The 20,079-nt window shown below is 68.1% G+C and carries 15 protein-coding genes; 8 read left to right on the forward strand and 7 right to left on the reverse strand.

The annotated features are described in order from the left end of the window. The first annotated feature begins 66 nt into the window (after positions 1-66). Both IT361_02220 and IT361_02225 read left to right on the forward strand, forming a co-directional pair. Positions 67-936, forward strand: coding sequence for an HAD-IIB family hydrolase (locus IT361_02220; GenBank protein MCC6316479.1), 870 nt, complete (start codon positions 67-69; stop codon positions 934-936). Further along, a complete protein-coding gene (locus IT361_02225; GenBank protein ID MCC6316480.1) occupies positions 929-2,005 on the forward strand; it encodes a glycosyltransferase in 1,077 nt (358 codons plus the stop codon). Before IT361_02220 ends, IT361_02225 begins: the two co-directional genes overlap by 8 nt. A gap of 6 nt (positions 2,006-2,011) precedes the next feature. On the opposite strand, the gene IT361_02230 is transcribed toward IT361_02225, so the two are convergent. Next, positions 2,012-3,352 carry a pyridoxal-phosphate dependent enzyme gene (locus IT361_02230; protein MCC6316481.1) on the reverse strand — a complete coding sequence of 447 codons (1,341 nt, stop codon included), beginning with the start codon at positions 3,350-3,352 and terminating at the stop codon, positions 2,012-2,014. A gap of 248 nt (positions 3,353-3,600) precedes the next feature. Here IT361_02230 and IT361_02235 point away from each other — a divergent pair, with 248 nt between their 5' ends. Both IT361_02235 and rho read left to right on the forward strand, forming a co-directional pair. After that, positions 3,601-4,272 (forward strand): hypothetical protein, encoded by a 672-nt coding sequence (locus IT361_02235; protein MCC6316482.1) that lies wholly within the window; start codon positions 3,601-3,603, stop codon positions 4,270-4,272. Positions 4,273-4,673: 401 nt separating this feature from the next. Continuing rightward, the gene (gene rho / locus IT361_02240; protein ID MCC6316483.1) at positions 4,674-6,191 is read left to right on the forward strand and encodes a transcription termination factor Rho; all 1,518 of its coding nucleotides are present in this window, start codon (positions 4,674-4,676) and stop codon (positions 6,189-6,191) included. 165 nt (positions 6,192-6,356) lie between these two features. Here rho and IT361_02245 read toward each other — a convergent pair whose 3' ends face one another. Together IT361_02245 and IT361_02250 are read right to left on the reverse strand one after the other, a co-directional pair. Further along, positions 6,357-7,562: a hypothetical protein gene (locus IT361_02245; GenBank protein ID MCC6316484.1), complete on the reverse strand. Its 1,206-nt coding sequence runs from the start codon at positions 7,560-7,562 to the stop codon at positions 6,357-6,359. 288 nt (positions 7,563-7,850) lie between these two features. Next, positions 7,851-10,730 carry a gamma-glutamyltransferase gene (locus IT361_02250; GenBank protein ID MCC6316485.1) on the reverse strand — a complete coding sequence of 960 codons (2,880 nt, stop codon included), beginning with the start codon at positions 10,728-10,730 and terminating at the stop codon, positions 7,851-7,853. 101 nt (positions 10,731-10,831) lie between these two features. On the opposite strand from IT361_02250, the gene IT361_02255 reads away from it, so the two are divergent. Next, complete coding sequence (locus tag IT361_02255) at positions 10,832-11,284, forward strand: cupin domain-containing protein (protein ID MCC6316486.1); 453 nt, start codon at positions 10,832-10,834, stop codon at positions 11,282-11,284. Between the two features lie 5 nt (positions 11,285-11,289). On the opposite strand, the gene IT361_02260 is transcribed toward IT361_02255, so the two are convergent. After that, positions 11,290-12,777: an aminopeptidase P family protein gene (locus IT361_02260; GenBank protein ID MCC6316487.1), complete on the reverse strand. Its 1,488-nt coding sequence runs from the start codon at positions 12,775-12,777 to the stop codon at positions 11,290-11,292. Positions 12,778-12,880: 103 nt separating this feature from the next. Here IT361_02260 and IT361_02265 point away from each other — a divergent pair, with 103 nt between their 5' ends. Further along, the gene (locus tag IT361_02265) at positions 12,881-13,726 is read left to right on the forward strand and encodes a 1-acyl-sn-glycerol-3-phosphate acyltransferase (protein MCC6316488.1); all 846 of its coding nucleotides are present in this window, start codon (positions 12,881-12,883) and stop codon (positions 13,724-13,726) included. Between the two features lie 30 nt (positions 13,727-13,756). On the opposite strand, the gene IT361_02270 is transcribed toward IT361_02265, so the two are convergent. The 3 genes from IT361_02270 to IT361_02280 all read right to left on the reverse strand — a co-directional run bounded on the left by IT361_02270 (position 13,757) and on the right by IT361_02280 (position 17,154). Further along, positions 13,757-14,662, reverse strand: coding sequence for a c-type cytochrome (locus tag IT361_02270; GenBank protein ID MCC6316489.1), 906 nt, complete (start codon positions 14,660-14,662; stop codon positions 13,757-13,759). 287 nt (positions 14,663-14,949) lie between these two features. Beyond that, entirely contained in the window at positions 14,950-15,585 is a 636-nt protein-coding gene (locus IT361_02275) for an outer membrane beta-barrel protein (protein ID MCC6316490.1), read from the reverse strand. Between the two features lie 156 nt (positions 15,586-15,741). Beyond that, positions 15,742-17,154 carry a dipeptidase gene (locus tag IT361_02280; GenBank protein ID MCC6316491.1) on the reverse strand — a complete coding sequence of 471 codons (1,413 nt, stop codon included), beginning with the start codon at positions 17,152-17,154 and terminating at the stop codon, positions 15,742-15,744. A 190-nt stretch (positions 17,155-17,344) separates the two neighbouring features. Here IT361_02280 and crcB point away from each other — a divergent pair, with 190 nt between their 5' ends. Together crcB and IT361_02290 are read left to right on the forward strand one after the other, a co-directional pair. Next, a complete protein-coding gene (gene crcB / locus IT361_02285) occupies positions 17,345-17,719 on the forward strand; it encodes a fluoride efflux transporter CrcB (GenBank protein MCC6316492.1) in 375 nt (124 codons plus the stop codon). A 205-nt stretch (positions 17,720-17,924) separates the two neighbouring features. Then, complete coding sequence (locus IT361_02290; protein MCC6316493.1) at positions 17,925-19,964, forward strand: thioredoxin domain-containing protein; 2,040 nt, start codon at positions 17,925-17,927, stop codon at positions 19,962-19,964. Positions 19,965-20,079 lie beyond the last annotated feature (115 nt).

Raw genomic sequence — 20,079 nt, forward strand, 5'->3', positions numbered from 1 at the left:
CGCCTGATTCCTGCCTGATACCCCACGCCGATCTTCCGTTCGTCCGACCGACCTCCCGCTCCCGAGATGATGACCGAGTCCCTGTTTCCGAGCGCCTGTCAGCGCGTCGTGTTCTCCGATGTGGACGGTACCCTTCTGGATCGTGCTGGGCACTATCCCGCCTGCTGGCCGTCCGTCCGGCAATCGTTGGGCGATGCCATGTTCGTGCTGACGTCGAGCCGGACCGTGGAGGAGCTGCTCGATGTGCAGCAGGCCCTGGGCATCGCCGGGCCGTTCATTGCGGAGAACGGCGCGATGTTGGTGCTGACGCACGAGTGGCTGGACCAGCCCCTTGGCACCGTGGTGACCGTTGGAGAACGATTGCTCCGGCTCGTGCCCATCGGAACCCCCAGCACGCAACTCTCGGCGATCGTGCGCGGAGCGGCCTCGACCTGTGGTGTGACCATTGACGTGCAGCGTGGCATCACGACGGCAGACCTGCCGCCCACGTCGGTCGGCCGGGCGCCCTCGGTCACCAGCCACGCGCTCGCGCGGGCCCACTCCATCCTCCTGCGGATCAGCGGGACGACGGAGCAGCGCCTGCGCTTCTTCTCTACGCTCGCCCGCACCGGCCTGACGGTCTCGCACGGTGGACGCTGGCACGTCGTGCAAGGCGGATCGAGCAAGGGCATCGCCGTGCGCACCCTGCTGCAGCTCATCCGTCGGCGCGCCTCGCACGAGCTGTGCGTGATCGGCGTCGGCGATGCGCAGAACGACCGCTCGCTGCTCGAAGCCGTGGATCATCGCTTTGTGATGCGTGGTCCCGACGGAACCGTCGACGCGGCGCTGGCCGATGTGCCGGGCGCCCACGTTCCGGAAACTTCCGGCATCGAAGCCTGGAGCGAGATCGTCGACCTGATGCACCCTGCAACCCTGGAGGGCGCCGCCGATGCCTGAGCGACGCTGGACCATTTCCGTCCTCACGATCCCGAGCCGCGAGACGTACGTGCAGGCGCTGGTGGAGTCACTCGCCGCCGCGCGGGTGACGCGCCACGCGGATGTGAGTATCGTCTACAACTGGGACTCGCCGGAACCCCCGTCGACAATCGAGCAGCGGCTGCGCCGCGCCTGCCGCGGGGTGCCGATCGAGGTCTCGTTCAACACCACCAAACCGACGATTGCCGCTGGCCGGCAGCAGCAGCTGAACGCCTGCAAGACGCCGCTCATCTGCTTCATCGACGACGACGTCACCGTGCACGGTGACCTCGTCGCCACGATGGAGCGCGGGCTCCAGGCGCAGCCCCTGGGGATCGTGGGCGTGCCGTCCTACGTCGAGGGAACGCCCGAGCTGTTCAAGCCGAGGGAGAGCACGCCCTACGTGAACCACGATGGCGTGCGCTTCCAGTCCGTGCAGGGCATGCTCGTGGGCGGCTACCGGAGACTCTTCATCGACGTCGGTGGTTTCAACCAGCGTCGTCGGTACTGGGGCGAGTGGACCGAACTGAACCTGCGCCTGTGGCGCTCGGGATTCCCGACGGGCTACGTGATGGACGGTGCGTACCTGCGCCATTGGCACGACGCGCCCGAATCACCCACGCGGAATCGGTCCGGACGCGAGGTGGACGTGTTGTGGGGACTGATGTGCACCGCCCTCGAGTACGACGCCGTGGACATCACCGAGGAGACGGAGAGCTTCTGGCGACTCGTCGCCGAGCGCTACCTGGCATATTCGTTCGGGCCCGACGTCTCCCCTCAGTCGCTGCTGTCGGCGTTCCTGCGATTGGTGCCGCGGCTCCTGGCCGAATGGCCCCGGATCGCCGAGACGCGTGAGGCGGCCCGTGCGCACCCGTTCCGCTTTGCGCCGTTTGCGCCGTTCACGCCGGACGAAGTGACGGCCGTGATCGCCCACGCGTCGCCGCGCATCGCGACGTATCGGGCAGAAGCGAGCCGCGTGCCGAGCGTGATGGCCACGGGGCTACGCCGATTCGTGCGACTGCCCTGGCGCGCGCTCCAGCAGCCGGCGTGACGCGTCTCAGGCGTGCAGGTCCCAGGAGCGGACCTGCTCGTCGGTGACATTGCTGCCGCACAGCACGGTCACGACGCGGCGCCCGGCGAATCGCGGGCGATCGGCAGCCAGCGCCGCCACACCCACGGCGCCGGCGGGCTCCACCAGGAGCCCAAGCGCACGCCGAAGATCGCGCATGGCGGCGAGCGTGGTCTCGTCATCCACGAGCACGACGTCGTCGACCACGCCCATCAGGCTCTCCACCGCCTCGGGGATCGGCACGCGCACTGCGATGCCGTCGGCAATGGTGTCCGCGCGTTCGGTGGGAACGGCGGCGCCGCGGGCCCACGATCGTTGCATGGACGGGGCGCCTGCCGCGCACACACCAATCACCTCGGCGCGCGGATCGTGTGCACGGATCCACGCCGCCATACCGCCGAGCATGGCGCCATTGCCGAGCGGGATGAGCCACGCGTCGAAGGTGCCTCCGCCCCTGGTGAGCTCGAGGGCGATGGTGCCGGCGCCGGCCGCGATCGCGGGCTCGCGGCCGTCCTCCACGTAGCGGCGGCCGTTGGCTTCGGCCCAGGCGCGTGCGGCATCCTTGGAGGCATCGAAATCATCGCCGGCCTGGTGCACGGTCGCGCCGAGTGCGCGCATACGTGCGATCTTGAGCGGGTTGGCTCGCGTGGACGCAAACACGTCGAGCACCAGCCCGCGGCGGCGGGCCGCCCACGCGAGACCCTGTCCGAAGTTCCCGGCCGACGCGCACACGAGGCCCGGGCCGTCGGTGGGCAAGGTGGCAGCAAAGCACTCCGCACCTCGACCCTTGAATGATCGAATCGGGTTCACCGTCTCGACCTTCACGGTGAGCGAACATCCCATCGCCCCACCTAACGACTCCACCTCGAACTGCGGCGTGGCGAGAAACACCGGGTCGATGACGCCGATCGCCTCGGCGATCGCGGCGGGCGCGATCGAGCGCACCGCGTCAGAACTTCCAGCCGCGCAGGGCCTGCAGCGCGGTTTCCACGGCGGTACGCTGGGCGGGTTCGTCGGCCCGCGCCAGCAACTGCTCGTAGGCCGCGACGGAGAGGTCGAGCATTTCGTAGTCGTGTTCCGCGCCGGCCACGGCGGCCGCGTTGTCGGCCAGGTTGGCAAGCGCGAGATCGTCGCCGCTGAAGCGTTCAGTGACCTGACGCCAGCGCGTGGTGCGCTGTCGCGGATCGGACTCCGAAAGCGCCCACAGGTGCCACGCACCGCGATTGGCGGGGTCGATACCGATGGCCCGGTTTGCCAGATCCTCGACGACTTCGGTTCCTGTGCCAAGGAGCCAGTACGCGTTGGCGAGTACCACGAGTGCACGCGCATTGGCCGGCTGCGTTTCGACGATCACTTCGTAGATGGGCGCCGCGGTCGCGGGATCGTCGCGGAATGACTCGGCGGCGATCACGAGCGCGTCCGGTGTCGCGCTGCGCGCGACCGCCTGAAGCGCCGTGCGGAGTTGAGCGAACTGGCCCGCTTCGCGATACTGATGCACCAGCGTGCCAATCTGGTCGGCAAGTTGCCGTTGTCCCGTTGACATGCTGGCAAGGTAACCCGTTGCGCCCTCGCACTGCATGAGCCACGCCCCCACTGGAGCGCCCGAGAGCGCCGCGGTTCCGAGAATCACCTGCCTGTCGACCGACGCCGACGCCGCTGACGTGCTGCGTGCGTCGGTCCAGGCGCTGCTGCCCGTTGCCCTGGTCGAATCGGTGGATCTCGGCCTGTTGCGGGACCCGCCGCGTTCGGAGGTCGTGATCGTGGCGGTGGGTGCGCTGGCGGCGGCGTCGGAGTCAATCGTCCGCGACCTGCGTGCGCGCGGCTATCGCCATGCGATTCTCGTGATCGCCGACACGCCCGAGATGCTCCCGACGGCGGGCCTGGCGACGCTCGGTGTCCAACGAACGATTGCAACTGCGGCATTTGGCGTGTCGCTCCCCACCGAGCTGAACGCGCTGTTGCAGTGGCAGGAGCACACACTGGCGACCGAGGGTGGGCGGCGCCTGCTCGAGTCGGTGCGCCGACTGCAGATGTTACTCGCCGCCGGTCAACTCGCGACGAGGTTGCAGCATCGGCTGAACAATCCACTGGCGGCACTGCTGGCCGAGGCACAGTTGCTCGAGCTCGAATCGATGGCGCCGGATCACGCCGTCTCGGTGCATCGGATCATCGAGCTGTGCCGTCGCGTGATCGAGGAAACGAAGTCGATCGAGGGGCTCGCGAACGCGGACGGTGTCCCCGGTCGGTGACGGCCGGCCGGCGGGCCCGGCGGCGCGGACGTATTGCGCGAACGCGCCGCCTGTGCGATACTCACGGCATCCGCGGCGCGCACCACGGTCGCCCGGATTCCCGGGATTCACGGTCTGACGCGTGCGATCGTCGCAGGTACCGGTTGGAATCCCCGGAGATTCGCCTGGCAAGGGTTGTCGGTTACGCGTGAGGCGTCCGCGCCGTCCGGAAGCCTGTACCCTGTGCGAATAACGCACCCTCGTCCCGCTCAGTTCGTTCCCTGATACTGCACAGCCGTTCCCGCGCCGCGCGCGTGGAAGACGCTGTGAACCCGTCTGGACACGTTGTCCGATTCGTCACGCAGCGGCGCTGGGCGCCATGTCGTGACCAGCCCGATCGACCACCACCACAAGTCCATTGCATGCCTGAACGCCGACGTCCGCACCGTCGCAGCCGACGGTCGTACAAGCGCCCGCCGAACGCCGATCCGAACAGCGAGCCCAACCCGTATCGCGACGGCGAGACCGACGAGACGGCGGAGAACACCACCACCGCGGAGGCCGTGAGCGACGCGATTGGTGAGACCGGAGGCGACGGTGGCGGGGGCGAGGTCGTAGCGGAAGCGCCGCCGCCCGCCGAGATCCAACCGGGAAATGTCGCGCCCGCGGGACCGCAGGGCGGTTCCCCACCGAACCACCACCAGCGTCAGGACTTCCCGCGAAACGACGGCGACTACCAGCAACGCAACGGTCGGCGCAATCGGCGGCACCGCGGTCGCCGCGGCCGCGACAACCAGCAGACACCGCAGGTTCCTGTCGTCGCCGACGGCGAGACCACCGGCTGGTTCGATACGAATCGCGAGGGCGGCTTCGTCCGCCGAGCCAACAACAGTTACCTCAACGAGAACGGCGACGCCTGGGTGCCGCCGCACCTCATGCGGCAGGCCGGGTTGCGACGTGGCGACACGGTCACCTGCTCCACCGGGCGCGACCATCGCGGCCGCGTGGTGTGCGTGGACGTGCTGACGATCAACGGCGTGGAGGTCGCGAACTTTGCCCGCCGCCCGGACTTCTCCGCACTCACCGCCACGTATCCCGACCGGCGCATCACGCTGGAGACGGGGCGCCCGGCCAAGGCCGGTCCCGAGCTCACTCGCCGCGCGATCGACCTCATGTCGCCGATCGGCTTCGGACAGCGCGCCCTGATCGTCGCGCCGGCTCGCGCCGGCAAGACGATGTTGCTGCACGCGATCACCGAGGGCATCGCACTCAATCACCCCGAGGCCGTCCTGTTGATCCTGCTCGTGGATGAGCGGCCAGAGGAAGTGAGCGAAGCGATCTCCTGGGGCGTGGGCGAAGTCGTGTCCTCGAGCTTCGACCAGCCGGCACAGCGCCACGTCGAGGTCTGCGAGATCGTACTCGAACACGCGCGTCGCCAGGTGGAGATGGGCAAGGACGTGGTGATCGTGCTCGACTCGCTCACGCGCATGGCACGAGCGCACAACACCGCGGAGCGTGGCTCCGGCCGCACGATGTCGGGCGGACTCGACACGACGGCCATGGCCAAGCCCAAGGCCTTCTTTGGTTCGGCGCGCTGCGTCGCACCCAAGGACGGCGGCGGCAGCCTCACGATCATCGCGACGGCCCTCGTCGAAACCGGCTCGCGCATGGACGACGTGATCTTCGAGGAGTTCAAAGGCACGGGCAACTGCGAGATCAAGCTCGATCGGTCGCTGTCGGAGAAGCGCATCTTCCCGGCGTTCGACATCGCGGCCAGCGGAACGCGGCGCGAAGAGAAGCTCTACAAGACAGATCAGCTCGACGCGATCTACACGCTGCGTCGCGGGCTGCAGCAGATGCCGCCGCAGGCCGCCATGGAATGGATGATCAAGCGCATCGCGGCAACGCCCAACAACGACGCCTTCCTGTCCGGACTCTAAGGGCGCGAGGATGGGCTGACGAACGCCTGCCCGGCGCGGGCGGGCGTGATACCTGCGAGCGCGCTCGCCGCCATGGCGATCGGGGCACTGGCCCGTCCTTTGGCGCGGTCGGCGCGCCGGACCTCCCGGGTGCCGGGTGGCAGCATGGTCAGCGCGGCGGATGAATCAGGGCCTGGCGTACCTGCCCAGGTACTGCAGGTCGTCGGCGTCGCTGCGCGTGACGTACACGTGCTTCGTGCCAATACCCACGAGCGCGTGTTTGGCCGGGAGATCGAATTGCATGCGACGGACGCCGGCCGGGGTGAACACGTCCCAGGATTGACCCTCGAACGCCGCGTCCCTGAGACGTGAGATCCAGATCTCTCCGTCAGGCGCGACCTTGAGCGCGGCCTGACCGAAGGCTGGCTTGACGGCCGGCCACTCGGTAGGCTCATCAACGGCCATCGACGGCATCTTGCCGCGCGCCTGTGGCATCGAGGCGCTCGCGCCGGCGACGACCTTGCGGATCTCCTTCTGCATGTCCTCGCGCTGCTTTCTGAGCCTGGCGTGGTCCTGGTTCGTGACCTTGACGCGCTCGTACGGCACGGTGACCCGCGTCGTCGTCGCGCCGGGCCCGGTGATGAACTCCATGGAGTACGTGTCACTGCGCACCACGACGATCCGGCCATCAGGAAGCAGGCCCCACTCGTCCACGACGGGGAACGCGGGCACCGTGAGGCGCATCGCCCCCGTCCCCTTGCTCACGTCGCCCGACATCTTCATCCCCGGCGATCCGATGCGCACCCACGAGAGCGTGTCCACGACCTTCTTCGCAGGGTCCAGGCGCAGCACCGACGATGTGTCGGACAACGCCGGTCCGTTGGGGCCCATGCGCATCTTCATGCCCTGGAAGTACAGTCGGCCACTGGCGTCATATCCCTTCACAGCCATCGGCCCGACGGGTAGTCCACCGGACGCCTCCCGGAGCGAGATGGTCGAAACCGCTGAGCCTCGACCATCAACGACGAGGAATCGGGCGTTCATCACGTCGTACGCGAGTGTGCTGTCGCCCTTTCGCGGGACGAGCTGCGTGAGCCGGCGGAACTCGGTCGGTCCGGACCCCTCGCGTGAGATGGGTGTGACGCTCGAGAGATCCGATGCGAGGAGACTCAGCGTGTTGTCCTTCACGTCCAGGACCACCAGCCGCCCGTCCCTGAGCTCGCGCGCATCGAAGGCGCCACTGAACGGCTCCTCGAGCTCGGCGAGTGGCTTGCCAAGCGTCCTCGTGGGCACGCGCTGGGCCGCGCCAATGGCTGGTGCCATGGCGATGATGAGCGCGAGGACCACACCGAGTGGCGTGGTGCTCGGAATCCGTGCCGGTCTGACTGTCATGGTCACCCTTGCGTCGAGCGGCTCAGCAGCCGCTGCATCCCTGGCGACGGCGATCCGGCCGACACCGTTCGTGAAAGGCCGCCACGGCGGCGGCCTGCCGCATCACAATGATCGACGCCTCGTCGTTCGCAAAGGGGCGGCGGCACCGCGCACAGTGCTGAAGGACCAGCTCGCTGCCTCTCGGGGAAGGCGTTCGGGTGAATCGATACGAAGCCGTGAGCGCGGGCCGGACGGGCGCGCCGGAGACGCTCGGCGAGGTCGCACCTGGTTCGGTCGCGCTTGTCTCCATCACGGCACAGCCCCAGCGGCGCCGGATCGCCGGGGATCGGCGCCCGCGGTGACTGCGTCACGCCCGATCGAGATCGCGGCGCCGTAGCCCATGCGCAGCTCGCCCTTGAGCGAGATCACGTTGAAGCGGTGGCCCATGGCGCGGAGTTGTGCGGTGACGGCCGGAGCGATCCCGTCTTCGATGTCGATCATGAACTCGCGCGTTGCGCCGCCACCGAACGCCCCGCGCTGCGAAGGGAGAAAGCGCGGGAGTTCGAGCGCCCGTTGCGGTGACAGCCCAAGGTCGAGGACTCCCACCAGTGTCTGGTACACGGCGGCGTTGATCCACGCGTTCCCCGCAGCGCCCAACGTGAGGACGGCGCGCCTCTGGTCGCCATCACCGCGCAGCACGATGGTCGGCGAAATCGTCGAGCCGTGGCGCGCGTATGGCAGCCGTGCTCCGTACGCGTTGGGATCTGTGCCGTAGGATGTGAGCTTGTCGTTGTAGAGGAAGCCGAGCCCCGGGGTCACGTAGAAGTTCCCGCCCCATGTGCCGAGCGTCTGCGTGACCGCGACCGCGTTGCCATCTGCGTCAGCCACGGTGAAGGAGGTGGTGCCCTGGGCACGGCACTCCGCGGCCCGCGCGTGATCCTGCAGGTTGCAGGGTTCGGTGGTCGACACCTCAGCGAGGTCGGCGGGCCCGATGTCTTCGTGCGCGTTGCCCTGCGGCGTGGCCGCCGGCCCGGCGCAGGTGAGGGTGTCGCCTCTGAACACGGACGGCGCGAGCGCGTGGGCCGGATCGAAGCACCGCCAGCGGGTGCGGGCGGTGTCCTTGCTGGTGAAGGGCGAGATGTCGGTCGGCCAGAGCGAGGGGTCGGCGATGCGGTTGCGCGACGTCGGCACGAGCTGCCACGCCGTGATCATCGCGTGCAGCGTGGCCGCATCCGACGTGTAGGGGCGGAGCGTGGCGACCTGCTCGAGATGATTGAGCTGGGCGGCCAGCGTGGCGCCACCGCTCACCGGCGGCGCGCTCCCGTAGACGGTGTACCCGCGGTAGGTCGTGGCCACGGGTTCACGATCGGCGGCAAAATACCTCGCGAGGTCGGTCAGCCTGATGGCGTTGCCCTTGCCACGCAGATCGTTCACCAGCCGGCGGGCCACCTCGCCGCGATAGAACCCGTCGGCGCCGGCTTTCGCGATCTGATCGAGGGTCCAGGCGAGGTCCGCGTTGCGCAGCGTGTCGCCGGCCTGGAGCGGCTTGCCGTTGCGAAAGAAGAGCGCCCGGCTCGATTCGTACTTCGCGAAGCGCTCGCGTTCGAGACGAAGCGTGGTGGCGAGCCCGTCACTCACCACGTAGCCATCACGCGCCGCGCGGATCGCCGGAGCCACGAGATCGGCCCACGGAACCTTGCCGCTGCCGTGTCGCTTCCACGCCGTGTGCATGGCCGCGACCGTCCCCGGCACCATCGCCAGCATCGGCCCGTCCGAGGGATACCGGCCGTCGGTCATGAGGGTCGCGTTGGAGAGCCCGGCCTCCTCCGGCACGCGGGCCATGAACTCGAGCAGCGCCGGCTTCGCCATCCCCTTGAGCTGCACCAGCATCTCGCCGTAGCCACCGACGCCGCTGGCGTCAGGCTCCACCACGCCTAACGCGAACGACACGGCCACGGCGGCGTCGACCACGTTGCCTCCCTTGGCGAGGATCTCGACCCCGGCGGCGGTGGCCACCGGATGTGCGCTCGACACGGCCGCGCGCCCGGTGGCCGGTTCGCGCAGCTCGGGACGCTCGGCGATCGCCTGTTGCATGGTTTCCTCGAGCGCGCTGTCGCTCACCGCGGCCGCCGCGCGCGGCGCCAGCCGATCGATCACGGCGCGCCAGGCCCGGGCCCGGTTAGCGGCCTCGGGTGCGGCAAAGTACGTCCGCTCCATGCGCGTCGCGAAGCGCGCAAAGGCGTCGCGATTGCGCGACGCGCGATCACCGCGCACGTCGACGACCACCGCCGTCGGCGTGCCCGCGGGCGCCACGGGCGCCGGGATCGTCAGCAGGCGATCGTCACCGCGCAGGGCTTCCGACGCCCGTCGGTCGCCCACGCGGTCCGGATCACCGTTGTACCCCGCCTCGTCAGGCGTCCGCTGCGCCACGAGGATCGTGGCCCCATCGGGTGACCACGCCACGTCACCGCGCGCCGACGCAACAAAGTTCACGTAGCGACCGTCGGCGGGCGTCACGTAGAGCGCCGGCCGCGGCGTCCCCGTCGTGAGCGCGATACGGTCGCCGCCCGGCGACCACGCAATGTCGTCCGCGCTGCGTTCCGCCGTCACGATCGAATCGGCGGAGCCACCGACGACGCGCACTCGCACGCGACGGCCTCCGTCAAAATGCTGGATGTACGCCAGGCGGTCACCGGCCGGCGAGAGCACCGGCGAGCGTTCCTGTGTGGTACCACTCGTCAGGCGCTTCTCCTCGCCACTGGCCGACCGCTGCCAGAGCCGCGCGTCGTTGCCGCGCTCACGCACAAAGAAGATGGTCCCATCGCGCGCGACCGCGGGCTCGAGGTCCGGCAAGGGGCTCGTGGTCACGCGCTGCACAGCCGCCTCGCGCGCGGGAGCCACGCGATAGAGGTCGTCCTGACCCTCACGATCGGACACGAACACGAGATACGCCCCGTCCGTCGCCCACGCCGGCTGGCGGTCCCATGCGGCACCGCGTGTGACCTGGACCCAACTTCGGCCGTTCGACTGCCGAACCCAGATGTCCCCTTCGATCGAGGCCGCGAGCCGACCGTCACGCGCGAACGCGATATCGCGCACCGGGAGGCCCGGCGCCTGGGCTGACGCGTCGTGGGCCGCGAGAATGGTCCCGGTCACGAGGACGACAAGAGATCGATGACGTGTGTTCACGAAGACCTCGGCGAAACGCGACGGACACGCGCCGCGACCTCGCGGAATTTGCTGACCGGCCATCCCGGCGCCAGCTTCTCCGCTCCCTCACATCAGGCCCCATGGACGACGTCAACCTGAAGGCCCTCGTCGAGGGCGGCGATGGAATCCACGTGATCCGCGGCAGCCCGGACATCCGGGCCTGGAACGGTATCCGCTACGCCGCCGGGCTCTCGGCGAAAAACGTCCCCGCGAAGCAGCTCTCGATGAACGTCGCGCGCATTCCACCCGGCGGCGTGGCATACGCCCACGTGCACGTCGGCTTCGAGGTGATGCTCTACATCCTGCAGGGTACCGTGCGTCATGAATACGGCGAACACCTGCGTCAGCGCATCGTGAACACGGCCGGCGACTTCATCTACATCGAGCCGGGCGTGCCGCACGAGGTGTTCAACGAGAGCGACACGGAACCGGTCATGGCCGTCGTCGCGCGCTCGGACGCCAGCGAGTGGAGCCACATTGTGGTCTACGACCGCGAGAGCGGCAAACTCGGGGAGGTGCTCGCGCGCGAGTAGCGCCGTCAGCGCATCAGCCGCTCGATCTCACTCGCCTTCTTCGGGACCGCGGCCGACAGGTTCTCGGAGCCCTGCGGAGTGACGAGGATCATGTCCTCGATCATGATCGCGATGTGCTTCTCGGGGATATAGATCTTTGGCTCGATGGTGATGACCATGCCGGGCTCGAGCGGCATGCTGTAGTCCCGCGAATCCTGGACCTCGAGCCCGATGTGATGACCGAGGTCGCGCACCCCGCGCCCGAACGAGTTGTAGCGCACGATGCCGGCGTTGCGTGTGAGATAGTGCGTGGGCGACGGCATGATGCCCCAGACCTTGTCCACTCCCATGCGCTGCACGTCTTCGTACTGCGCCAGCCCGTGCTTCTCGAACACGCGCGCCGACGCCTTGATCACGTCGATCATCATCACGCCCGGTCGGATGGCGGCGATGGCGGCCTCCTGGGCCTCGAGGACGATGTCGTAATACTTGCGCTGCTCTGCTGTGAAGCGCCCCGAGACCGGCCACGTGCGGCAGATGTCGGTGGTGTACGTCATGTATTCCGCGGCACCGTAGTCCACGAAGACGAGATCCCCGTTCCGCATCACACGATCGACGGCGTTGTAGTTCTCGCGCAGCAGCGAAAAGAACGTCAGTGAGTTCTCTCCTGACGAGACAATCGGCGGGAACGAAGCACGCGGCGACCCCTGGCGCTTCCACTCGTACTCCATGAGTCCCGCCAGCTCGCGATCGTTCATCCCCGGACGCAGGGCGCGCAGGCCGGTCAGCATGCCCCGTCCCGAGATCGCCGCGGCACGACGCAGGGCGTCGATCTCGTGGCGATCCTTCACGAGGCGCAGGCGTTCGGTCAGCGGCGACAGGTCGCGCCACTCGGCGCCCGGAGCGAGCGCGCGCAGCGACTCACGGAACTGTCGATGAAACGAGCCCGGCGATGGAAGGCCCGGGGGCGCGTAGAGCGAGTCCCCGAACGGGACGACGATCGCGCGAGTCTCCGACGCGGCCGCGCGAAAGCGATCCGCAAACGCCGAGAGCGGCAACACCTCGCGAGCGCCGGTGGCGAGGCGTGCTCCGGGACCCGGCGCAAGACGACGACGTGGTCGGTTCCACACCGCGTTCCTGAACGCGGGGTCGTCCATCGGGAACTGTCCACCCGCGAACTGCATGGAGTCGGGCACGAAGAGGAAGGTGTCGTGCCCCTCGCCCCGGGGCACCATGAGCAGGATCGCGTACGGTGACTCGACGCCGGTGAGGTACCAGAACGTCGGGTCCTGCTTCACCAGTCCGTCGCCCGGGTTGATCAGGTATTCTCCCGCAGCCACCACGACCGCATTTCCGACGCGTGCCGAGAGCGCGGCGCGGCGCGCGGTGTAGGCGTCGAGCGGAAAGGCGACGTCGCTCTGGGCCGCAGCCGACGGCGCGGTCGCCAGGGCCGCGACGAGCGCGATGCACCTCGCGAGCCGACCGCCGTGCCCTGCCTGACAGGATGAGTGCATATCTTTCCGTCCGTCGCTCCGTGTCACCGCACTGGTGTCCCACATCTTCCCCAACCTGCCGTGAGCGCCTGACGATGGCCAGAGGCGACGCATCGCTCGCCGCGTGAGCGTTCTTCTGCGCGACCGACTCGGCGATCCGCTGCCGCCTGACGTGCGGGCCACGCTCGCACCGCTCGAGCGCCTGCATTTCGAGATCGCGCTGCGCATGAACCGCGAGCCGATCAAGGGCTTCTGGACACAGGTGCAGCGTTGGTTCGGCGCACTCGCCGTCCGATTCCTCACGCGCAATCTGGTCCGGGAGCACGGCTTTGCCCACGTGGAAGCCGCGATCGAACGCGGACCTGTGCTCCTCGTGGCGAATCACCGGACCTACTTCGACATGTTCATCGTGTCGTCGCTGCTCCACCGCCGGTTGCGCCGCCGTCTTCGGCTCTACTTTCCCGTGGTTGGGCAGTACTACTACCAGTCGGTCGTCGGCATGGTGCTGAATCAGGTGGCGGCGTCGTGGTCGATGTTCCCGCCACTCTTTGCGCTGCCCACACACGGGGCGAGCGACCGGTATGCCCTCGACCTCCTCTGCGACCTCTGCGCACGCGGCCCGGGCACGGTGCTCGGCATCCACCCCGAAGGCGGCCGTAACCTGAACCCCGACCGGTACTCGTTCATGCGATTCCAGCCGGGTACGGGGCGCATCATCCATGCGGCGCGGCCGATCGTGGTGCCCGTGTTCATCGCGGGACTGAGCACGCACCTCGGCGAGCAGGTGCGCGGAAACTGGCGTGGCGGCGAGGATGTCCGCGTGTGGTTCGGGGCCCCGGTGGACCTCGACGCGCACCATGCCCTGCCGGGAAAGGGCAGCACCTACAAGGCGATCGTCGACGAGGTGATGGCCCACGTCCGCGGGCTGGCCGAGCAGGACCGCACGGCATACCACGCGACGGGCGGCTGACCTGCGAGGTCGCGCAGGCGCAGGCTCCGACTAACTCTTCCGTGCCTTGCGACGCGCCGCGTCCGTCTGGTACGCCACGTCGGGAGGCGGATCCCCCCGGGGCCAGTCCCGCTCTTTGCCGCGAAAGTCCGGACGCGAGTGCGAGTTGACGAACCGCGCCACATCAAACGCCTCCTGCTCCGTGAGTACCCCCGCCGAATCCTGCGGCATGCGAGCCTTGATGAAGGCAGCCGCCGTCCGCAGGCGCGCCATCCCGGCACCGATGTTGTAGGACTGAGCACCCCAGACCGGTGGCGCGAGCACCGTCCCCTCGCCGCGACCGCCGTGGCATCGCACACACCGCCCCTGGAACACCAGGCGTCCACGTGTCGAATCCGCCTCGAGCGGCGTGAGCGCGGGCGAGGCCTGGCCGTCCACCTCGGCCCCAACCGGATACCCGTTCGAGAGGAACGCCATGTACGCGACGATGTCGCGCATGTCGCGACTCTCCGCCACAAGCGGCGTGCCGTTCAGCGACCGCTTGAAGCAGTCGTTGATGCGATCTTCGATGATCATTGTGGTGCCGGCGCGCGAGCGATACTGCGGGAACCGCGCGTACACCCCGACCCACGGCAATGCGCCCTTCACTGTGCCGGCCTGCTGGTGACACGACGTACACGCCAGCTTGTTGCCCACATGGCGCGGCAGCGAATCTTTCGTGAACAGCATCATCGCGCGACCACGACGCACCGAGCGCAACACCACGGTGTCCCTGACCTCGGACTCCTGCGGAATGCGGAACGCCACGCGCCGCGTCGGCGAGGGATCGGGAAGGCTGGCGGTGTCCGCCGTGGTGGTTTCCGCCAAGGCGCGCGGCTCGACCTTGCACGCGGCCAGCAAAGCGAGCACGGCCACCAGGGCGACGGGTCGAGACGACAGGTGAGGTCGGTTCTTCACGAGACTGGACGGTGACGGGAGTGATCACCCACTATCTGCGTCAATACACAATCTGACAGGACACGCGTCGTGAGGCCAATGCGTCCTGGTGTGTTCGCCGCTGCCGTACATGGCCTCGCCACGCGAGGGCCAGTCTCCGCGCGACTCCTCGGGGTTCCCGCCCGCATCTACGACGTGACTGGGCCAAGCGAAGAGAGCTGCCCATCGTCACCGGGAAGCCCAGATAAACGACAGGGCGGGCCGGCGACCGTCCGCCGACCCGCCATACGCTCCGTCCCACCCCCCATCTAGAACCCGACGTTCAGGCCAACCGTAAACGCCACGTTGTGCGTGCGCTTGCTGCTGATGTTGAGGTTCGCCACGTCCTTCAGGTCGACCTTGCCGACGTAGTCCTTGGCCATCGCGCGGACGCCGAGCGATCTGCCCAGACTCAGGTCGACCCCACCGCCAAAGTTCCAGGCAAGGTTCGTGGAGCGAACGTCGAACGAACCGACGCCGACTTCGGTGCGCATCGCGCCTGCCCCGGCCTCCACGAACGGCACTGCGCTGGTGCGGCCAAGCGTCTCGCCAATCGGGAGGCGGTACTGCAGCCCGGCGTCGTACATGAGGACCCGGGTGTCGGCACCCACATCGAAGCCACCGATGATCGGCACACCGACTTCGAGGTTCGAAGCGGAATACGCCACGTTGCCGACAAAGGCGAGATTCGGGAGCAGGTCGATGCCGAGCTGCGCGCCGTAGACGGGCGCGCCGGCGTTGCGCACGCTCGTTCCCAGCGGGCCGTCGACGTAGCTGCCGAACTGCATGTACCCCGCGTACGGCGTGACGCGCGCAATCGACGGCGAGGTTCTGCGCTGCGCCTCGGCGCTCGATGCACAGACGACGAAGGCAAGCGTGGCAATGCTGACAAGACGAGCAGTCATGGAAGTCTCCTGGTGAATGCGACGGATTGCATCACACAGGAAGGGCAGGAGCGGTGCCAGGTCCATCCAGGCCCGTATGTCGTTGACTGCTCACGTCTTGCGTCAGACGTCGGTTCTCGAATGTCCTCGTGTCAGGACACGCGAGCGTCCCTGAACCTACGCTTCTCCTGTCGCGTCGCTCGGCCGGTCGCGCCTTCCGGTCGCTTCGGTTCCCAGTTCGTCCCATAGTCGCGCCGCGGCGGTCATACCTCTGACGAAGTTGTCGTCGCTGATCCATTCGTTGGGTGCGTGGGCATTTTCGCCGGGCAGCCCAAACCCCATCAGCAGGACCGGCGCGCTGAGGACGCGGGCAAAGTCATGAACCACCGGAATGGAGCCGCCCTCACCGGTGATCACCGGTGCCGTGCCAAACGCGAATTCGAGCGCCCGTCGCCCTGCCTCGAAGAGCGGACCGGACAGTTCGCCGCGCCATGGCATGCCGCCGTGCAGCGCGCGAACGCTCACGCGAACGCCGGAGGGCGCCACACGCTGGACGTGAGCGGTCAGTAACGACTCGATCGCGGCGGGCGTTTGGTCGGGCACGAGTCGGCAGCTCACCTTGGCCATCGCCCTGGAGGGGAGGACTGTCTTCGCGCCCTCACCCGTGTACCCGCTGAGGAGCCCGTTCACCTCGCACGTCGGCCGGCTCCAGATGCGCTCGAGCGTCGAGTAGCCTGCTTCGCCACCTAACGATTCCGCCCCGGTTTCGGCGCGGAAATGTTCCTCGTTGAACGGCAAGCGCTGCACCTGCGCGCGCACGGCGGGATCCCACGCCCGCACCGCATCGTAGAACCCGGGGATCGCGACGCGGCCGTCTGCGTCGTGAAAGCTCGCAAGGATGCGTGCCAGCGCCATCGCCGGGTTGATCACCGCGCCACCGTAGCTGCCCGAGTGGAGATCCGATGTTGGGCCTTCGACCTCGATCTGCAGGTAGGCAAGGCCACGCAGCGACGAGAGAATGGACGGCAGACCCGGCGCGAACATCGCCGAATCCGAGATCACGACGCCATCGCAGGCCAGTCGTTCCCGATGCGCCTCGACGAAAGTCGTCAGGTGCTCGCTGCCCACCTCCTCCTCGCCCTCGGCCAGCACAATGACGTTGCACGGCAGCACGCCGCGGGTCGCGAGGTGCGCTTCGATCGCCTTCACGTGCAGGAAGAGCTGGCCCTTGTCGTCGACGGAGCCGCGCGCATAGATGCGCCCGTCGCGGATCACCGGCTCGAAGGGCGGACTGTCCCACAGCTCCAACGGCTCCGCGGGCTGCACGTCGTAGTGGCCGTAGACGAGGATCGTCGGCGAACCCGGCGGCGCCTTGCGCCACTCACCCAGCACCACGGGATGCCCTTCGGTGGGGTGAAGGCTCGTCGACAGACCAGCGCGTTCCATGTTCGCACGCAACCACTCGGCCGCGCGGGCCACGTCGGCGGAGTGTTCGCTGCGTGCACTCACGCTCGGAATGCGCAGGAACGCAAACAGCTCATCGTGGGCCCGGCGCACGTTGGACGCGAGATAGTCGTAGGGCGAAGTCATGGTGTGGGCAACGGGAGGCGTAAGGTGTGCAGCGCGCGTCGCTCGGTGATGCGCGAGGTGCGGCGATCATGCATCGGCGTGCGGTCCAACGGGACAGGAGGAACGCCGATACGTCGTTCCATAAGATGCGGGCTCGGGTTCCCGACGTCGACCGCGCAGCTATTCTCCAGTCGACACCTCCAATTCGCAAATGTCGATTCTGCTTGCCGTTGCCATCGGCAGTGCCACCGGTGGAGTCGCCCGCTACGTCCTGAGCGGTGCGATCCAGTCCCGACAGACCGCCGCGTTCCCCTCGGGCACGCTGGTGGTGAACATCGTCGGCTCGCTGATTCTCGGCGCGCTCTGGAAACATGCCGCAACCAACCCGCAGCTCTCCCCTGAATTGCGCGTGCTCCTCGGCGCCGGATTCTGCGGCGGCTTCACGACGTTCTCTACCTTCAGCGTCGAGACCCTCGACTTGCTTCAGAATGGCACCCCCTGGCGAGCGGCAAGCTACGTGATGCTGAGTATCACCACTGGCCTGCTCGCAGCCACGCTCGGTGCAAAGATCGCTGGCCGGCCGTAGTCAGGCACCTCGACCAACACGCTGAGACGTTTCACGGTGCGCAGAGTCGACGCACCTCCGCGGCCCTCTCTTCGGCGTCCTGGGTGACGACGGGGACCTTGATGGAGACGTTATCGTCGGCCCCTGCGACGCCCGATACGCGCCCTCCATCGCGCAGCTCGCGGTCGCGATGTTTCAAGTCACCTTGTTCCCCGGCAACCACCTGATGCCCAACCGCCTGGCGACCGAAACCTCGCCCTACCTTCTGCAGCACGCGAACAATCCGGTCGACTGGTACCCGTGGGGGCCCGAGGCGCTGGAGCGTGCGAAGCGCGAAGATCGTCCTATCCTGCTTTCCATCGGCTACGCGGCGTGCCACTGGTGTCACGTGATGGAGCACGAGTCGTTCGAGAACGCCGCCATCGCACAGCTCATGAACGCGCAGTTCGTGAACATCAAGGTCGATCGCGAGGAGCGGCCTGACCTCGACGCGATCTACATGCAGGCCGTGCAGGCGATGACCGGCCAGGGTGGCTGGCCGATGACGGTGTTTCTCACGCCAGAGGGCGAGCCGTTCTACGGCGGCACCTACTTCCCGCCGACTGATCGGCACGGCATTCCGGGCTTTCCCCGGGTGCTGGAGGCAGTCGCGACGTCGTGGCGAACGGATCGTGCGCGTGCGGTCGAGGTTGGCGCGCGACTGCGCGAGATGTACTCGGCGGGCACGCGCGCCCTGCCGAGCGAAGGTGCGGTAACGGCAGCCACCTTCGAGCGGGCTTTTCGTGCGCTCGATGCGCAGTTCGACGAGCGCCACGCCGGTTTCGGCGGTGCGCCAAAGTTTCCGCCGAGCATGGCGCTCGAGTTCGTGCTCACGCACGGCGCGCGCACCGGCTCGGCGCGCGCGCTCGACGTGGCGCATCGCACCTTCCTGGCCATGGCGCGCGGCGGCATCTACGACCAGGTCGGTGGGGGACTCCATCGCTACAGCGTCGATGCCGCGTGGCTCGTGCCGCACTTCGAAAAGATGCTGTACGACAACGCGCTCTTCGTGCGTGCCGGCGTTCACCTGTGGCAGCAGACGCACGACGACGAGGTACGTCGCGTGGTCGAGCAGACCGTGGCGTGGCTCGGGCGCGAGATGACGTCGCCCGATGGTGGGTTCTACTCTTCGCTCGACGCCGACAGTGAGGGCCACGAGGGTCGCTTCTACGTCTGGTCGGCGGCGGACTTTGATGCGGTGCTTGGCGCGGACGCCCAGGTGGTTCGCGCGGCGTGGGGCGTGAGCCATGAGGGAAACTTCGAGGGCGCGAACATCCTGCACGTGGCCGCCGAGTCGCGCGTGGTGGCGGCGCGACTCGGGTGCGACGTGTCGATGGTGGAGGCGACGTTGGAGCGTGCGCGCAGCGCGCTCTACGCCGCGCGATCGCAGCGCATCTGGCCGGCGCTCGACGACAAGGTCCTCGGTGGCTGGAACGGGCTCATGTTGCGCGCGCTCATCGAGGTGGCGCGGGCCTTTGGCAGTGAGGAGGCGCTGCGACTCGCTCGGCGCAATGCGGTGTTCCTGCGTGACGTGCTGGTGCGCGACGGGCGCGTGTTGCGTTCATGGCGGGCCGGGCGCGTGCAGGAGGTTGGCTTTCTCGAAGACCAGGCCGCGGTGGCGCTCGCATTCATCGACGTCGCCGCCCTCACCGGGGACGCGAACTGGCTGGATCTTGGACGGCGCATCACCGCGCGCGCCGTGGCGGATTTCAGGGATGCGGCCGGGGTCTTCTTTGACACGCCGTATGACCACGAATCGCTGATCACACGACCACGCGACGTGACCGACAACGCACTGCCCGCGGGGTCGTCGCTGATGGCCGAATTGCTGCTGCGCCTCGCAGTGCTCGACGATCGAGAGGACTACCGTGCCATGGGGGCCGCGCTCGTGAACGGTCTCGCGAATGCGATGGGCGAATACCCCATGGGCTTCGGGCACCTGCTGGGCGCGGCGGACCTTGTCGTGCATGGGGCACTCGAGGTGGCGATCGTGGGGAACGCCGAGACACGCCGCCCGATCGAGGCCGCGTTAGGCGCCACCTTTGCGCCGTCGCTGGTGTGGGCGTGGAAAGCGCCCGGCGACCGGGACCACTCGGTGCTGACGCGTGACAAAGCCGGGGGTGATGGTGCCGTTGGTTACGTCTGCCGGCGGTATGCTTGCGCAGCCCCGACCGGGGATCCGAAGGTCCTGGTGGAGCAGGTCGAGGCCGCGTCCCGGCGAGTGTAGGGTCGCCGGGCCACGCAGGGCACATCCCTTGCACCTGCCGTTTCCGGCCCTGCGGTCGGTCGTCCATTCACGGAGTCAGTCCCCGGTCAAAATGACTCGCGTCCGCTAGCTTCCT

This window comes from Gemmatimonadaceae bacterium, assembly GCA_020846935.1.
Classification (GTDB): domain Bacteria; phylum Gemmatimonadota; class Gemmatimonadetes; order Gemmatimonadales; family Gemmatimonadaceae; genus RBC101.

Excerpts from the sequence above, each read along its gene's own strand:
- IT361_02235 (MCC6316482.1), top strand. The coding sequence starts at position 3,601 with ATGAGCCACGCCCCCACTGGAGCGCCCGAGAGCGCCGCGGTTCCGAGA.
- IT361_02220 (MCC6316479.1), top strand. The coding sequence starts at position 67 with ATGATGACCGAGTCCCTGTTTCCGAGCGCCTGTCAGCGCGTCGTGTTC.
- IT361_02245 (MCC6316484.1), bottom strand. The coding sequence starts at position 7,562 with ATGACAGTCAGACCGGCACGGATTCCGAGCACCACGCCACTCGGTGTG.
- IT361_02280 (MCC6316491.1), bottom strand. The coding sequence starts at position 17,154 with ATGACTTCGCCCTACGACTATCTCGCGTCCAACGTGCGCCGGGCCCAC.
- IT361_02255 (MCC6316486.1), top strand. The coding sequence starts at position 10,832 with ATGGACGACGTCAACCTGAAGGCCCTCGTCGAGGGCGGCGATGGAATC.
- rho (MCC6316483.1), top strand. The coding sequence starts at position 4,674 with ATGCCTGAACGCCGACGTCCGCACCGTCGCAGCCGACGGTCGTACAAG.
- IT361_02225 (MCC6316480.1), top strand. The coding sequence starts at position 929 with ATGCCTGAGCGACGCTGGACCATTTCCGTCCTCACGATCCCGAGCCGC.
- IT361_02260 (MCC6316487.1), bottom strand. The coding sequence starts at position 12,777 with ATGCACTCATCCTGTCAGGCAGGGCACGGCGGTCGGCTCGCGAGGTGC.
- IT361_02290 (MCC6316493.1), top strand. The coding sequence starts at position 17,925 with ATGCCCAACCGCCTGGCGACCGAAACCTCGCCCTACCTTCTGCAGCAC.
- crcB (MCC6316492.1), top strand. The coding sequence starts at position 17,345 with ATGTCGATTCTGCTTGCCGTTGCCATCGGCAGTGCCACCGGTGGAGTC.
- IT361_02230 (MCC6316481.1), bottom strand. The coding sequence starts at position 3,352 with ATGCGCGTGCACTCGTGGTACTCGCCAACGCGTACTGGCTCCTTGGCA.
- IT361_02275 (MCC6316490.1), bottom strand. The coding sequence starts at position 15,585 with ATGACTGCTCGTCTTGTCAGCATTGCCACGCTTGCCTTCGTCGTCTGT.